The sequence below is a fragment of the Acidisoma cellulosilyticum genome (genome assembly GCF_020621385.1).
Classification (GTDB): Bacteria; Pseudomonadota; Alphaproteobacteria; order Acetobacterales; family Acetobacteraceae; genus Acidisoma; species Acidisoma cellulosilyticum.
Genome location: NZ_JAESVA010000004.1, coordinates 298,212 through 313,549 on the forward strand (window position 1 = coordinate 298,212; position 15,338 = coordinate 313,549).

Consider the following 15,338-nt stretch of genomic DNA (forward strand, 5'->3'; position numbering starts at 1 on the left):
ATGCGCATTTCGCCGGACGGCTATTATGTCGAGCGTTATGTCAAATGCGATAATTGCGGCCTGCTGATCTACGGTTCCGGTTTACAGACGGCATCGCGCAAGGCGCTGTTCTGTTCGGAATGGTGCATCGCTTGGGATGAAAAACGCCAGGCGGGCGAGCAGCATCCCGTGCTGCCGCTCAGCTAGGCCAAGGGAGGGCGGTTCGGATGTGCGTCGCATGCTATGTTGACGAGGCGATGAAGGAGAAGATCATCGCCTATAACGCCCAGTTTCATCAGGTCACGAAAAGCCCTTACGGCAAGGGCGACGAAATCGGTATGCTCAATCTCATCGACGGAAAATCACGTTCCGCGATCATGAGCCGCGCCGATCCCTCGAAAGTTTTCGACCTCTCGGTGGATCATTTCGTGGGCATGCCGGGCTGGTTCGGGGCCGGGGATCAGCCTTATCAGATCTGGATGACGCATACGCCGGCAGGCGAAATCGTCGATAACAGCATGGGCGTCACGCTGGAAGCCAACCAGCTCATCAGCTATTCCGGCGACAGCATATCGATGTACACGCATTGCGGCACGCATATCGATACCTTTAATCATTTCGGCTATAATGGCCAGATTTTTAACGAGTTCAGTGCCGAGACGCATCTCGGCAGCCGCGCCTGGGACAAATGCGGGGCGGAGAAGCATCCGCCGATCTTCGCGCGCGGCATATTGCTTGATGTCGCGGGACTGCATGGTGTCGCGACATTGCCGCCAAGCCATGCGATCGGCGAGGCTGACCTCAAAGCCTGCCTCGCCAAACAAGATGTCAAACTCCTGCCCGGCGACGTCGTTCTGATCCATACCGGACAGATGAAGCTTTGGCCGAGCATGGCCTTCGTTGCCAATACGCCCGGTCTCAATCGCGAAGGCGCGGAATTTCTGGCCAAGCACGGTGCGATCATGATCGGCGCCGACAATTTGACGCTTGAGCAGACGCCGAGCGCGCATGAGCTTAATTTCTTTCCGGTCCATACCTATCTGCTTGCCGAGGCCGGTGTGCCGATCCTTGAGATGGCCTATCTCGACGAGCTTGTCAGCGAGCAGGTCTGGGAATTCGCCTTTTTCGGCGCATGCATAAAGCTGCGGGGGGCGACCGGCGCACCGATGCGGCCGGTGGCGATGCCGCTGGCGCATTGAACCGGCCCAAATTTTGTCCAGGATGTGAAGAAGGTGGCTTAGGATGGCAGAGCTCTCTCTTGAACAGCGCGTCGCGCGTCTGGAATCTCTGGAAGAGATTCGCACGCTGAAGGCGGTCTATTGCGATCTCTGCGACCGTGGATATGAGCCGGTCGGTCTCTCGGCCTTGTTCACCGAGGACGCGGTTTGGGATGGCGGCCCTTTCGGTAAGCATGAAGGCCGGCAGGCGATCCATGACTTTTTCGCGGGTGTTTCCAACTCCCTGGTCTTTGCCGCGCATCTGGTCATGAACCCGGTGATCAGCTTCATTGACGATGATACCGCCGAGGGCAAATGGCGGCTGTGGGAGCCGGCGACCGTCAATGAAGACGGCAAGCTGGTTTCGAAAATTTTGCTTTCCGCCTATGAGGATGTCTATGTCAGGCAGGATGGCAAATGGCTGGTCAAATCCCTGAAGCTGCATGTGAATTTCTTCGCACCGCTAGCCGACGGCTGGGCCGGCATCGCCGTTTCCTAGTCCTCGGCGGGCCAAAAACAATCTCAGCCGGGCAGACGCCCGGTCCGCATTCCGGAGACGCAAGGCTGTGAGCAGGACTGTATTGATTACGGGCGCCGGCATTGGCATTGGCCGCGCAACCGCCAAAGCCTTCGGCCAGATCGGTGCCCATGTCATGGTCACCGATGTGCTGGTCGCGGAAGGCGAGGCGGTTGCGGCGGAGATTGTCGCGGCAGGCGGAAGTGCGAGCTTTCACCTGCTCGACGTCAAAAGTTCGGAGGCCGTCGATGCCGTCTTCACCGAGGCGGAAACCCGCTACGGCGGTGTCGACACAGTTATTGCCAATGCCGGCATCGCCCATCGCGTGCCGCTGGACAAAATGACGGATGCGCTTTGGGACAATACGCTCGATATCGACCTGAAGGGCGTCATGCGCGTGTTCCGGCGCGCGGCCCCAGGCATGCGCGCGCGCCAGTCCGGTGTAATGGTCGCACTCTCCTCCATCATGGGCATCGCCTATGGATGGGATGAGCATGTCCATTACTCAGCCGCCAAAGCCGGCGTCGTCGGCCTTGTGCGCGCCATGGCGGTGGAATTGGCGTCGCAGGGCATTCGCGTCAATGGCGTCGCGCCCGGCTATATCCGCACGGCCCAGTTGCTGTCCGAGGAACATTCGCTCGGACCTTCAGGGGCCGAGCAGGCGCCTGCCTTTATCCCTATGGGCCGATTGGGTGAGCCCGAAGACATCGCCGATGTCATCCTGTTCCTGGCTTCCGAGGCTGCCCGCTATATGACCGGCCAAGTGATCGCGGTTGACGGCGGCCTGCTGGTCGGTCGCTACTGATCTCAACAAGCCAATGCCCGGCAAGGGCCATTAACCAATAACAGGGTTCAGGAAAGCACAAAGCATGGCGAAGGAAATTCTCTGCGGTTTCGGCATCGACGTCGATGCCGTCGCCGGTTGGCTCGGTTCCTATGGCGGTGAGGATAGTCCGGACGATATCAGCCGCGGGCTTTTTGCCGGTGAGGTAGGTAGCCCGCGCCTGCTGAAGATGTTCGAGCGCATGGGCATCAAGACGACCTGGTTCATTCCGGGCCATTCGATCGAAACCTTCCCGACCCAGATGCAAGCCGTCGCCGATGCGGGGCATGAGATCGGCATTCATGGCTATAGCCATGAGAATCCGATTGCGATGACCCGCGAGCAGGAAGAGGCCATTCTCGATAAATGCATCGAGCTCGTCACCACACTCGCCGGCAAGCCGCCCACCGGCTATGTGGCGCCCTGGTGGGAATTCAGCCCGGTGACGAATGAATTGCTGGTCGAGCGCGGCATCAAATACGACCACAGCCTGATGCATAATGATTTCACGCCCTATTACGTGCGTGTGGGCGATAGCTGGACCAGGATCGATTATTCGGCGCAGCCGGAAAGCTGGATGAAGCCGCTGGCGCGCGGGACTGAGACAGGGCTGATCGAGATTCCCGCGAATTGGTATCTGGATGATCTGCCGCCGATGATGTTCATCAAAAAGGCGCCCAATAGCCACGGCTTCGTCAATCCGCGCGATATCGAACAGATGTGGCGGGATCAGTTCGATTGGGTCTATCGCGAGATGGATTATGCGGTCTTCCCGATTACCATTCATCCGGATGTATCGGGGCGGCCGCAGGTTCTGCTGATGCTGGAACGGTTGTTCGACTACATGAAGGGTCATGACGGCGTCCGCTTCGTCACGATGAACGAGATGGCGGATGATTTCGCCAAGCGCTTTCCGCGCCAGGGCTGAGGCCGATGTGCGGCCTTTGCGGTATCGTGGGCAATGCGCCGCATTGGTCTGAAGGCGTGCCGGCCCCGTCCTTGCCGGACACGCCCGCCCGACGACGGGAACGGCAGGAGCGCGTGCGCGGCCTCAACCGCGTTTTGTCGCCCTTCGGCCTGACGGCGGCGGATTGGCAGGCGCATGCCTATGTCATCGCAACCCGCACGGGCCGATCCGAGATCGTCGATAATACGGCGCATCTTTGGCCTGCCGCCGCCAGGCTTTGCGGCAAGCCCTGCGACCCTTTGGACCCCAAACTCATCGCGCGCCTGGAAGCTGAGGTGCGACGATGACCGAGCGCCTGCCGCTTCATCTCATCAGCGGATTTCTCGGCAGCGGCAAGACGACGCTGCTGCAGCGCATGCTCGGCGCGCCGGCGCTCGGTGACAGCGCCGTGCTGGTCAATGAATTGGGAGAAATCGGGCTCGACCATCATCTGCTGCGGCATATCGATGGCGAGACGGTTTTGCTGCGCAACGGCTGCGTCTGTTGCACCGTGCGGGACGATCTGGGCGCGGCGTTGAAGGACCTGCTGTCACGCCGCGCTCGGGGCGAGATTCCCGGTTTTTCCCGCGTGATCGTCGAAAGCACGGGCCTGGCTGACCCGGTGCCGATCCTCTCGACCATCGCGGCCGAGCCGTCGCTACGCCATCACGTCCGGATCGGGCGTGTCATCACGACGGTGGATGCGGTGAACGCTGGCTTGCAATCCCGGCAGCAGCCGGAATTCGCCAGCCAGATTGCGGTCGCCGACCGCATCGTGCTGACCAAGACCGATATCGCGGATGCCGGCACGATCGCAGCGGCGATGGCGCAGCTGCGCCTGATCAATCCCGGTGCCGCGATCGACCGCGCCATGGCCCCCGATCTCGATGTCGCTGATCTGCTGGCCGAGCCGCAGACATCGGCCGCACTCAGCGCCGAGGCCAGCGCCTGGACGCGGCCAAGCGCACGCTTCCAGGCGGTTGCGGCGCATGACGCCGGGGTGCAGAGTTTCTGCATGGTCTTTGATAGGCCGATCGACTGGGTGACGCTCGGCATCTGGCTGACCATGCTGCTCCATGCCCATGGCGAGCGGGTTTTGCGGGTCAAGGGTCTGCTGGATATCGCGGGCAGCGATTATCCCGTGGTCATCAACGGCGTGCAGCATGTCATGCATAAGCCTTTGCATCTGGATGCCTGGCCGGACGAGGATCATCGTTCTCGGTTGGTCTTTATTCTGCGCGATCTGCCCCGCGATCTGGTCGAGCGGTCCTGTCTCGCCTTTCTCGGTCTTGTTCCCGCCTATGCGTGACGGAGGATTATGATGCCTGCACTGCTCAATTGCGACATGGGCGAATCCTACGGGCTGTACAAGCTCGGCGAGGATGAGGCCTTGATGCCGCTGATCGATGTCGCGAACGTCGCCTGCGGCTTTCATGCCTCAGACTTCAACCATATGCGCGCGACCGTCCGGCTGGCGAAGCAGCAGGGGGTCGCGGTCGGCGCCCATCCGTCACTGCCGGACCGCCAGGGTTTCGGCCGGCGGGAGATGGCGATGAAGCGGGAGGAGCTGGCGAATTGCCTTATCTATCAGGTCGGCGCGCTGAAGGGCTTTCTGGAAGCGGAAGGCATGGTGCTTAATCATATCAAGCCGCATGGCTCGCTATTTGGCATGGCCGGACGGTTGGAGCATATCGCGCATGCCATCTGCGATGTCGCCGAGATCTTCAAAGTGCCGGTCTTCGGCATGCTCGGCACCTTGCATGAGACGATCTTCCCGGCCCGTGGCATCCCGTTTCTGGCGGAATATTACGCCGATCTGGAGTATGACGACGAAGGTCGTCTGATCATCACGCAGGTGCATGACGCGGTCGACCCCGCTCTCGCCGCCGCGCGCTGCACGCGCGCGATCAGGGAAGGGCTGACGCAGACGGTGGGCGGCCGGGATGTGCGGGTGGGGGCCGAGACCATCTGCATTCATTCCGATACGCCCAATGCCGTCGATATCGCGACGGCCGTGCGCGCGGCCATCCGCGCCGAGGCTGGCTGATGCGCAAGCTGCTGATCGCCAATCGGGGGGAGATTGCGGTGCGTATCGGGCGCGCCGCGCGGGCGCTTGGCATCGCGACTGTCGCTGTCCATTCCGAGGCGGATGCGACAGCGCTGCATGTCACCTCGGCCGACGAAGCCGTCGCCATCGGCCCCGCCCGCCCGGCGCAGAGCTATCTGGTGGTGGAAGCCATCATCGCCGCCGCCCAGGCGACGGGCGCCGATGCCATCCATCCGGGTTATGGGTTCCTGGCCGAGAATGCGGGCTTTGCCCAAGCGGTGGAGGCGGCAGGGCTTATCTTCGTCGGCCCGACGCCAGCGCAGATTGCCATGATGGGCGACAAAGGCCGCGCGCGCGAAGCGGCGGAGGCCGCTGGCGTGCCGGTGCTGCCGGCGAGCGGGCGCATTGCGCCCGGCGCCTTCGACGGCTTGGCGGAGGCCGGGGCCCGCGTCGGCTTTCCCTTGCTGGTCAAGGCGGTCGCCGGCGGTGGCGGCATCGGCATGCGCCTGGTGGCGAAATCCGAGGACCTGCTGCCCGCGGTGGAAGCCCTGCAATCCATGGCCGCGCGGGCCTTCGGAGACGGCACCGCCTATCTGGAGCGCTATGTCGCGGCAGCACGGCATGTCGAGGTGCAGGTTTTCGGCCTCGGCGACGGTCGCGCTGTCCATCTGTTCGAGCGGGAATGCTCTGTCCAGCGTCGGTTCCAGAAAATTGTCGAGGAGAGCCCATCCCCTGGCATTACCCCGGAAACCCGCGCTGCCATGTGCCAGGCCGCGCAGGCCTTGGCGGCGGCGGTCGGCTACCGCTCCGCCGGAACCATCGAATTCGTCGTCGATGACGAAACCGGTGCCTTCTATTTCCTGGAAATGAATACCCGCATTCAGGTCGAGCATCCGGTGACGGAGATGATCACGGGCGTCGATCTTGTGCAGGCGCAGCTGCGGCTGGCACAGGGGGAGGATTGTTCCGCTGTGCTGGATGGGCTGACAGCGCAAGGCCATGCTATCGAATGCCGTCTTTGTGCCGAGAATCCCGAGCGCATGTTTCTGCCCTCGCCGGGCAAGATAACCCGGCTGGTATTGCCGGAGGCCGCTGGCCTGCGCATCGATACCGGTGTGCGGGAGGGCGATACCGTCACGCCCTTTTATGACTCCTTGCTCGCCAAGATCATTGTCCATGCGGCGGATCGCCCAAGCGCTATCGCGGGGATGCAGGCGGCTTTGGGCGCATTGACGATCGAAGGCATCATCACCAATCGTGAATTTCTTCTGCGTCTTCTGGCGCATCCAGCCTTCATGGCTGGCCAAACGCTGACAGGTTTTATCGACACCCATCGGGCAGCATTGTTTCCGCCCAAAACCGGAGAGACAAGCGCATGATCTATCCTGAACCGCGCTTCTTGCCAGGGGGGGATCGCTATATCCTGGTCGAGTTCGGCAATGAGATGAACCTGGAACTGAATTTCCTTGCCCAGGGGCTGGCCGCCGCGATCGCCGAGGCGCGGATAAAAGGGGTGATAGAGACAGCGCCCTGCTTCGCCTCCATGCTCGTGCATTACGAGCCGGAGCTGATCGGTTTCGATGACCTGACGACCGAACTCTCCCGCCTGGTCGCCGGTCTGGGGCCATCGGACGCTTTGGAGCTGGAGAGCCGGCTTTGGTATTTCCCAGCGGTCTATCTCGATCCTTGGACGCGGGCCTGCGTCGATGACTATATCGCCAAGATCGCGCCCAAGACGCCGGATTGGGATTTGATGGTGGAATTGAACGGGCTGCGCGACACCGACCATTTCGTGCGCCTGCATTCGGGCACCGAATATTGGGTCGCGTCCCTGGGTTTCTGGCCCGGCCTGCCCTTCATGATGGCGTTGGACCCACGGGCCAAGATGACGGCCCCAAAATACAATCCGCCGCGCACCTGGACGCCGGCTGGCGCCATCGGCCTTGGCGGCGCATCGACCTCGATCTATCCCGAGGCGCTGCCCGGCGGCTATCAGATCTTTGCGCGCACGCCCGTGCCGATCTGGGATCGGACGCAGCGATTTGCGGCCTTTGACGGGTCCATTTGTCTGTTCAAACCAGGCGATCGGGTGCGTTTCGTGCCTTGCTCGGTCGAGGAATTCGAGACGATCGAGCGTGAAGTGGCTGACGGGACCTATGAGTATAACATGGTCGGCTACGGCAAGTTCTCCGTCTCGCTCTATAATAAATGGACGGCATCGCTCAATGCAGGGAGGGTGTCATGAGCTTTGAGGTCATCAAACCCGGACTGGAAACCTCGGTTCAGGATTGGCCCGGGCGCTACGGTTATTGGAACCAGGGCTTTCCGCCTTCGGGACCTATGGATAGCTGGTCCTTCCGCCTCGCCAATCTGCTGGTGGGTAATCCGGTCGGTGCGGCCGCGTTGGAATGCCAGTATATGGGCCCGACATTGCGCTTTGACAGGGAAACCCTGTTTGCCGTGACGGGCGCCGATATGCAGCCGACGCTGGACGGTGTGCCGGTGCCGCTATGGGAAAGCGTTCTGGCGCAGCCGGGCCAGGTGCTGGCCATGGCCTTCGCCAAGCTTGGCACGCGCGCCTATATCGCGCTGGCCGGCGGAATTGAGGTGGCACCTTGGCTTGGATCGCGCGCAACCTTTCATAAGGCCGGTATCGGCGGCATGGAGGGCAAGGCGATAAAAGCCGGCCAGACCGTGCCGGTCGGCGCCGCGCCAGCGGCGGCCAAGCCGGGCCGCCAGGTAAAACCTGAGGCGAGACCTGTCATCGCGACCGATCGCCGGTGGGAGATCGAGGTGGTCGCCGGTCCCAATGATGATTGGATCGATGCGGCCGGGCATGAGCGGTTTCTCTCGACCGATTGGAAACTCTCCGGCAAGTCCGACCGCACGGGTTTCCGGCTTGATGGCCCGGAATGGAGTTTTACCGAGAAGGCGAAGAACAAGGCGCCGGAACACGGCTCCCTACCATCCAATATCATCGACCAGGGCTATCCTTTAGGTGCCATCAACCTTGCCGGCCAGACGCCGATTATCCTGGTCAATGACGGGCCTTCAATGGGCGGCTTCATCAACCCCTATACCGTGCCGCAGGCGGCTTTCTGGAAGCTCGGGCAATCCAAGCCCGGGGAATTCTATCGCTTCAAGGCCGTCAGCGTGACGGAAGCCCAGAGCATGGCGCGGGCTTTGAGCGCGATCTGCACCGACACCGCGATTACTGGTTGAGAGAGGGAGATAGGCATGGTGACGGAAGTTCGCACCCAGACAGCCGGCAATGTCTGGAAGGTTTTGGTGCAGCCAGGGGATAACGTGGCCGAGGGCGATACGCTCTTCATCATGGAGGTGATGAAGATGGAGGTGCCGCATACCGCGCCCGTCGCGGGAACGGTCAAGGCCGTGCACGTCGCCAATGACCAGGAAGGGTTTGACGCCGACGTGCTGGCCATCGAACTCGAATAGAGCTCTTCAGGGTTTGATAGAAGGCTGGCCGCCTTCACCTCGTCATCCGCGCACTGGTTGCGCGGAACTGCCCCTGGAGGCGCCTCGCCGGCCTCTTGCCTGCGGATGTGGGGAGATGCGCGGGTCGGGGCCCGCGCATGACAGATTTTTGCGCGCTTCCAATCCTGACAAATTCTAGATAGCGGCGAGAGTCTTGTCGAGCGCGTCCAGAAGTTGGTCGCAATTCGCTTCGCTGAAAATCAACTGCGGCCGGATTTTGAGAACATTCGCATCCGGCCCGGTGGCGGAGATGAGGACGCGACGATCCCGCAGGCCGTTCACGATCGCTAGCCCAACATCGATATCGGTTGTCTTGGCGACGCGATCCTTGACCAGCTCGACCCCGTAATAAAGACCGGTGCCGCGCACGTCACCGATCTGCTCATATCGCTGGCCGAGCTGCTGCAGACCCGCGAGCAGGGTGCCGCCGACCTTGCTGGCATTCGTCAGAAGGCCAGGGCTGAGGATTGTGTCGAGCGTGGCGCGGGCCGCCGCTATCGCCACCGTATTGCCACCGAATGTATTGAAATATCGCATGTCACGGCCGAAATCCTCAATGACTTCGGGGCGGAAAATGGCGCCGGCGACGGGATAGCCGTTGCCCATCGGCTTGCCCATGGTGACGATATCGGGATCGACGCCATGCCGGCTATAACCCCAGAGGTGATCGCAGGTACGCCCGAAGCCTGACTGCACTTCGTCCGCAATGAACAAGCCGCCGGCCTTGCGCACGATTTCGGCGACGGGGGCCAGAATATCCGTGGGATTGACAAAGAGACCATCGGACGAAAACACGGAATCCACGATGAAGGCCGCAATTCCGTCACCGCGACGTTCAAGATCCTTGATCTGCTGAGCGACTTCGGCCGCCATGCGCGGACCGATCTCCGCCAGCGGAATCCGGTAGCTGTCGGGCGCCGATACCGTTCTCAGAGAGGGATCGAGCGTCGAATGCTTTCCGAGCGATGGGGATATGGCCGCCACCGCGCCGGAATTGCCGTGATAGGCTTCCGAGGTGACGATGACACCGCGCTTGCCCGTGCGGTGGCGCGCCACGCGCAGCGCCAGGTCATTGGCCTCGGAGCCCGTGCAGGTGAACATGACGCAGCCGGTTCTGCCGATCTCACCGTCGAAGGTGGCGAGCAGACGTTCCGCATAATCCAGCAGGCCATCCTGCATATAGCGGCTATGGGTGCAGAGAATATCAAGCTGCTCTTTGATTGCGTCCACCACGCGCGGGGAGGAATGGCCGAGCGAGACGACATTGTTATAGGCATCCAGATATTGATGGCCCTTGTCGTCATAGAGAAACACGCCTTCGCCGCGCGCGATCTTGACCGGTGTCCGGTAGAAGAGGCGATAGGCAGGGCCAAGCAGGCGTTTGCGGCGTTCGATGTGCCGGATGTCCTCGGCGTCGAGGCCGGATGCGCTGCTCGGGTCAAAACTATTGGGCATATCCCCACGAAACGCTTTGGTGAGCTTCGGGGTGCTGGTGGAGGTCATCGTGATCCTAAATTTTTTCGATCTGATAGGGACGGAGTCTGACGGCAAAGCTTCCTGAAGCAGGTTGACGGATCATGAACAGGCGCGCGTCGCACCTTCCGGCTTAGCGCTTCCGCGCCTTGGTCGTGCAAGGCCCATAGGGCATTGCCAATAATGGTATATCATGTATCATTGGCCATCTGCAGCGTCAAGGAATTGCCAAGTGAAGGTCACGATTAACTGCGACATGGGCGAAGCCTTCGGAATCTACCGCTTCGGAAGCGACGAAGCGCTGATGCCCTATGTTACCCACGCGAATATCGCCTGCGGCTTCCATGCTTCGGATCCGCGCGTGATGTGGCAGACACTGCGGACGGCGAAAGCGCATGGCCTGAATATCGGTTCGCATCCCGGACTGCCGGACCGGGAAGGGTTCGGGCGGCGCGAGATGAAGGTGTCGCGCGAGGAGGTCGCTGCCATGGTGATCTATCAAACCGGGGCGTTGCAGGGCTTCGCCGCGACGGAAGGCATCAAACTGTCCCATATCAAACCGCACGGATCGCTGATGGGCATGGCGCAGCGTCTGGACCATGTCGCGGAGGGGCTTGCGGATGCCGCGCTCGCACTCGGCCTGCCGATGATCGCCAATGCGGATTGCTGCATGTCGGACGTCTTCGCGCGGCGTGGCGTTCCCTTCACCTGCGAATTCTATGTCGACCTCGATTATGATGATGACGGTCGCCAGATCATTACCAAAGAGCATGAACCCGTCTCCGCCGATGTCGTCGGTGGTCTCGTTATCCGCGCCGTGACCGAGGGCCTGACCCGTTCGATCAATGGGCGGGATGTCGCGGTGACGGCGCAAAGCATTTGCGTCCATAGCGATACGCCGGGCGCGGCCGATGTGGCGCGCGCGGTTCATACTGCGCTGCGCGACAGGCTTTAGGCGTACCGCCTTGCCTCAGATCCTGATGGATGAGCAAGCGCGGCAAGTCCTCCGTCGCTCGCTTGACCGCAGCGTGCGCGCGGCGGCCGCGACCTGCGCGCCTCTGCACGGGACGCTTCTGTATGACAGAGGCGGCCAGGCCCGCGTTGCGCAAGACGGGTTCGAGGCCGTGCGGGAAAGTGCCGAGGATACGGGCGCCCTTTCCATCGGCGGTCGTATCCTGAAGGAAACGCTGGCGGAGGCGCAGCGGGATCTGGGCGACGGCACGGCCCGTCTTGCGCTTTTTATCGGTGCCGCGATGGAGGCCGGGCTGCGGCAGATTGCGGCCGGGGCCAGCCCCACGGCCTTTGCCGATGCCTTGCTCGCACAGCGCCCTGGCTTTGACACGGCCTTACTAAGGCAGTCGAGCCCGGCGCCGGCACCGCATGCTTTTGCCCTTGCACAGGGATTGGATGAAGCGCTGGCGGCGATCTTCGCCGAAGCGATCGCCCATGCCGGCCCGGACGGCGCGATCGACATGCGGGCCGGGCATCGCGATGAAAGCGGCCTGGAGGTCGGGCAAGGCTTTTTGGTGAATCTGGAGCCCGTGTCGCAAGCCTTGCCGCCCGCCACGGGCGCCAGGCTGGAACTGGCCCAGCCCTATATTCTGGTCGCGAATGACAGGCTCTCCGCACTCGGGCGTCTGGCGCCGCTGCTGGACCAATTCGCGACGCGCGGTAAATCGCTCGCGATCATCACGCGGGGTGCAGAGGGGCCGGCGCTTGATACGCTAGTCGTCAATGGCAGGCTGCCGGGCGCGACGCTGACGGCGCTGCAACCGCCTGCGGCGGGCTTGGGCGCGGTGGCAGTGCTGGAGGATTTGGCGGTCGCCACCGGGGCAATGCTGATCGACCCCGCCCTTGGCGTCAGTCTCGACCACGTCCGGCCGGCGATGCTGGGGCGAGCGGAGCGGCTGGTGCTGTCGCGCGGCGTCGCCTGCTTCGAGGGACCGGCCGGCGATGCATCGCGCATTGCGCAGCGGCAGCGCGACATTCATGCGGCTTTCGAGCGGCAACGCTATCTGTCGCTCGACAGAGAGCAATTGGCGCGGCGAGAGGCCCGGCTGTCCGGGCGTTGGGCGCGCATCACCCAGGCGCCGGTGCCGGGGGAAGGGCGCGAGGAGACCGAGGCGCGTGTTGCCGCTCTGCGCAAGCTATTGGCACAGATGCGCGCGGCGGAGACCGGCGGCGTATTGCGGGCGCCGCGCGACGGGATCCTGACCTTGGCCGGTTCCCTCGCGGCAGTGGATGCCGGCGGCACCAACGAAGATCGCGCGGCCCGCACGACATTCTCTGCCGGTCTGCTGGCCTTGGCAGCGGGATGCGGCACGGCACCGTGGGAAGCGATGCCGGTTCTGTCAGGGATTGTACGGAAAGGCGTCTCCGCGACAGCCACAATGCTCAGAATAGCGGCAATCATCTCGGATTGACGGAATTTAAGGCGGTGGTTGCACGAATTGATGGTTGCCGCACTCTGGGCCCCATGCAATGGTATAGCATATATCATAGACCAAATGACGAGGTTAGTCTTGGCTAAGGCGGCAACCCAATCGGCGACAATGCTGGAGGCACGAGACATCGTGCATCGCTATGGGCCTGTGGTTGCGCTCGACCACGTCTCCATTACGGCCGCGCGGGGCGAATTCCTCACTATTCTGGGCGAAAGCGGCTCAGGCAAAACCACGATGCTGCGCGTCATCTCCGGGCTCGAACGTCCGCATTCCGTGGGCGCCTTGCTTATCGGCGGCGAAGACGTCGCCAATCTTCCGGCGGCGCAGCGCAACTGCACGACCGTTTTCCAAAGCTACGCGTTGTTTCCCCATATGTCGGTGGAGGAGAATGTCGCGTATGGCTTGAAGATCCGCGGCGTGCCGATGGATGAGCGCCGTCGGCGCGTGGACGAGGCGCTGAACCTGGTTCGCCTTCACCAGAAATCTGCCCGCCGCATTGGGCAGCTTTCGGGCGGCGAACGGCAGCGCGTGGCTTTGGCGCGCGCCATCGTCACGCGGCCGGCGCTGCTTCTGCTGGACGAACCGCTCGGCGCGTTGGACGAACGGCTGCGCTATGACATGCAGACGGAATTGGTCGAGCTTCACAAGACGCTCGGCATGACATTCATCTATATCACCCATAGCCAGGAAGAAGCGCTCACCATGAGCGACCGCATTTTGTTGATGCGTCATGGTCGGGTGGAGCAGGCGGGTCGGCCGGAGGAGTTGTTCGATCGGCCCGTCAGCCGCTTTGCGGCGTCCTTCATGGGTTTCGAAAATCTTCTGCCTTGCCGGGTGGAGCACAAACTGGCGGGTGGCCGCGTGGTCGTGCGCGTGGCCGGTCGGGTTTTTCACGCGACGACCGTCGTGCAGGATGCGCTGTCCGAGGGCAGTGACGCCGTTCTCGCCGTCCGTGCCGAGCGCTTCGCGCCGGCCGATGTTGCGAGCGACGCCCTCAACCTTTTGCCTTGCCGCCCGACCGAACGATTCTATCGCGGCAAATATGTTGATCAGCGCGCGGAGTCCGATGCCGGCCCGCTGCGTTTCCGCGTCTGGGACAAGGCAAACAGCTTCGCCGATTTTGCAGCCGTTCGCTGCAGCGAAGCGGATTGCGTGGTCGTTCCTCAGTAACCCGCTTTTTCAAACAGGAAGACTGGTATGAAGGATAGGTTTTCGACGCACACGCAGCTCGAATTGAGCCGTCGTGATATGTTCAAGGGCGCGCTCGGCCTGGCAGCGGTGGCGGCCACGGGCGGCTTGGCCCAGCAGGCGGATGCGGCCGAGAGCACGACCGTGCGCGCCTATGGCGTAACCACGGCGCAGCTGACCGACTGGTCGGTGATGCAGAAGTCGCTCGGCATCACGATGAATTACACCGGTTCCAACAATGACGTCGGCGTCTATATGCAGGCGGTGATGCAGTCCGGCCTGGGCAATAGCGAAGACATCTTCATTTTCGAGGGTGGCACGCAGAATATCCTTGGGCCGCATGGCGCCTATCTGCCGATCGACGTCAATCAGAAGGAGCTGACGCTGTGGAGCCGGACACCGGACGCGTGGAAGCATTCCGGTGTCGTGGTGGGTTCGGACGGAAAGCAGTGGGGCACGCCGGTTATCGGCAATGCCGATAGTTTCGGCTATATCGCCAGCAAGATCGGCGTCAATCCGAACGGCCTGGACGACGTCTCCTGGGGCATGCTGCTTGACAGCGACAAAACCCGTGGCCGCGCCGCTTTCGATCAGACCTGGAACTATTCCTTGCCCTCCGCCGCGCTTTATCTGAAGGCGACCGGCAAGGCGAAGATCGACAATCCCGGCGATCCGACCGGCGAAGAAGCCCGCGCCGTCGTGGATTTTCTTGTCGCCCGCAAGAAGGCCGGCCAGTTTCGCACGCTCGAAAACTCCTTCGAGCAGCAGATCCAGCTACTGACCAACGGCGAAGTCGATATCATCAATTGCTGGGAGCCGGCGGCCCGCGAAGCGAATAAGAAGCTTGGGCCGAACGCGGTCTGCTACGCCTATACGGTCGAGGGCTATTACAAATGGGGTCACGGCGCCTATATCGCCTCGCAGGCGGCCAGCCGTGGCAATCTCGACAATATCTATAAGGTTCTGAACTACTTCATGGACGGCGAGTATCGTGCCTATCAGGCGCGGGATCGCGGTTACGCAGGCCCCAATATGGATCTGGGTGTGGCCTATGCCCAGGCCCATAACTGGTCGGCGGATCAGATCGCGGAATTGAAGGCGACGCAGGTCAAGGTCGACCGCAAGTTCCAGAAGCCTTTCGTCAGCACCACCACGCCCTCGCATGCCGACGCGATCGAGGATGAGTGGCAGCGATTCCTCAACGCTTGA

The 15,338-nt window shown here is 62.1% G+C and carries 17 protein-coding genes; 16 read left to right on the forward strand and 1 reads right to left on the reverse strand.

Annotation, left to right across the window (positions count from 1 at the left end):
- The 12 genes from ACELLULO517_RS13655 (at position 1) to ACELLULO517_RS13710 (ending at position 8,985) form a co-directional block, all read left to right on the forward strand.
- Entirely contained in the window at positions 1–186 is a 186-nt protein-coding gene (locus ACELLULO517_RS13655; protein WP_227307955.1) for a hypothetical protein, read from the forward strand.
- 50 nt (positions 187–236) lie between these two features.
- Positions 237–1,178: a cyclase family protein gene (locus ACELLULO517_RS13660; RefSeq protein ID WP_227307956.1), complete on the forward strand. Its 942-nt coding sequence runs from the start codon at positions 237–239 to the stop codon at positions 1,176–1,178.
- A gap of 43 nt (positions 1,179–1,221) precedes the next feature.
- Complete coding sequence (locus ACELLULO517_RS13665) at positions 1,222–1,695, forward strand: nuclear transport factor 2 family protein (RefSeq protein WP_227307957.1); 474 nt, start codon at positions 1,222–1,224, stop codon at positions 1,693–1,695.
- A 67-nt stretch (positions 1,696–1,762) separates the two neighbouring features.
- The gene (locus ACELLULO517_RS13670; RefSeq protein ID WP_227307958.1) at positions 1,763–2,518 is read left to right on the forward strand and encodes an SDR family NAD(P)-dependent oxidoreductase; all 756 of its coding nucleotides are present in this window, start codon (positions 1,763–1,765) and stop codon (positions 2,516–2,518) included.
- A gap of 64 nt (positions 2,519–2,582) precedes the next feature.
- Positions 2,583–3,464, forward strand: a complete 882-nt coding sequence (locus ACELLULO517_RS13675; RefSeq protein WP_227307959.1) for a polysaccharide deacetylase family protein — start codon at positions 2,583–2,585, stop codon at positions 3,462–3,464.
- Positions 3,465–3,469: 5 nt separating this feature from the next.
- Entirely contained in the window at positions 3,470–3,790 is a 321-nt protein-coding gene (locus ACELLULO517_RS13680) for a hypothetical protein (protein WP_227307960.1), read from the forward strand.
- The gene (locus ACELLULO517_RS13685; RefSeq protein WP_227307961.1) at positions 3,787–4,791 is read left to right on the forward strand and encodes a CobW family GTP-binding protein; all 1,005 of its coding nucleotides are present in this window, start codon (positions 3,787–3,789) and stop codon (positions 4,789–4,791) included. The genes ACELLULO517_RS13680 and ACELLULO517_RS13685 overlap by 4 nt, the downstream gene beginning before the upstream one ends.
- A gap of 12 nt (positions 4,792–4,803) precedes the next feature.
- A complete protein-coding gene (locus tag ACELLULO517_RS13690; protein WP_227307962.1) occupies positions 4,804–5,529 on the forward strand; it encodes a LamB/YcsF family protein in 726 nt (241 codons plus the stop codon).
- Positions 5,529–6,908 (forward strand): acetyl-CoA carboxylase biotin carboxylase subunit, encoded by a 1,380-nt coding sequence (locus ACELLULO517_RS13695; RefSeq protein ID WP_227307963.1) that lies wholly within the window; start codon positions 5,529–5,531, stop codon positions 6,906–6,908. The genes ACELLULO517_RS13690 and ACELLULO517_RS13695 overlap by 1 nt, the downstream gene beginning before the upstream one ends.
- Positions 6,905–7,774, forward strand: coding sequence for a 5-oxoprolinase subunit B family protein (locus ACELLULO517_RS13700; RefSeq protein WP_227307964.1), 870 nt, complete (start codon positions 6,905–6,907; stop codon positions 7,772–7,774). Before ACELLULO517_RS13695 ends, ACELLULO517_RS13700 begins: the two co-directional genes overlap by 4 nt.
- A complete protein-coding gene (locus ACELLULO517_RS13705; protein WP_227307965.1) occupies positions 7,771–8,751 on the forward strand; it encodes a 5-oxoprolinase subunit C family protein in 981 nt (326 codons plus the stop codon). The genes ACELLULO517_RS13700 and ACELLULO517_RS13705 overlap by 4 nt, the downstream gene beginning before the upstream one ends.
- Positions 8,752–8,766: 15 nt before the next feature.
- Complete coding sequence (locus ACELLULO517_RS13710) at positions 8,767–8,985, forward strand: acetyl-CoA carboxylase biotin carboxyl carrier protein subunit (protein WP_227307966.1); 219 nt, start codon at positions 8,767–8,769, stop codon at positions 8,983–8,985.
- A gap of 174 nt (positions 8,986–9,159) precedes the next feature.
- Here ACELLULO517_RS13710 and ACELLULO517_RS13715 read toward each other — a convergent pair whose 3' ends face one another.
- Positions 9,160–10,527, reverse strand: a complete 1,368-nt coding sequence (locus ACELLULO517_RS13715) for an aspartate aminotransferase family protein (protein WP_227307967.1) — start codon at positions 10,525–10,527, stop codon at positions 9,160–9,162.
- A 202-nt stretch (positions 10,528–10,729) separates the two neighbouring features.
- Here ACELLULO517_RS13715 and pxpA point away from each other — a divergent pair, with 202 nt between their 5' ends.
- The 4 genes from pxpA to ACELLULO517_RS13735 all read left to right on the forward strand — a co-directional run bounded on the left by pxpA (position 10,730) and on the right by ACELLULO517_RS13735 (position 15,338).
- A complete protein-coding gene (gene pxpA / locus ACELLULO517_RS13720) occupies positions 10,730–11,452 on the forward strand; it encodes a 5-oxoprolinase subunit PxpA (RefSeq protein ID WP_227307968.1) in 723 nt (240 codons plus the stop codon).
- A gap of 10 nt (positions 11,453–11,462) precedes the next feature.
- Positions 11,463–12,920 carry a hypothetical protein gene (locus ACELLULO517_RS13725; protein WP_227307969.1) on the forward strand — a complete coding sequence of 486 codons (1,458 nt, stop codon included), beginning with the start codon at positions 11,463–11,465 and terminating at the stop codon, positions 12,918–12,920.
- Between the two features lie 99 nt (positions 12,921–13,019).
- Entirely contained in the window at positions 13,020–14,111 is a 1,092-nt protein-coding gene (locus tag ACELLULO517_RS13730) for an ABC transporter ATP-binding protein (protein WP_227307970.1), read from the forward strand.
- Between the two features lie 27 nt (positions 14,112–14,138).
- Positions 14,139–15,338, forward strand: a complete 1,200-nt coding sequence (locus ACELLULO517_RS13735) for a type 2 periplasmic-binding domain-containing protein (RefSeq protein WP_227307971.1) — start codon at positions 14,139–14,141, stop codon at positions 15,336–15,338.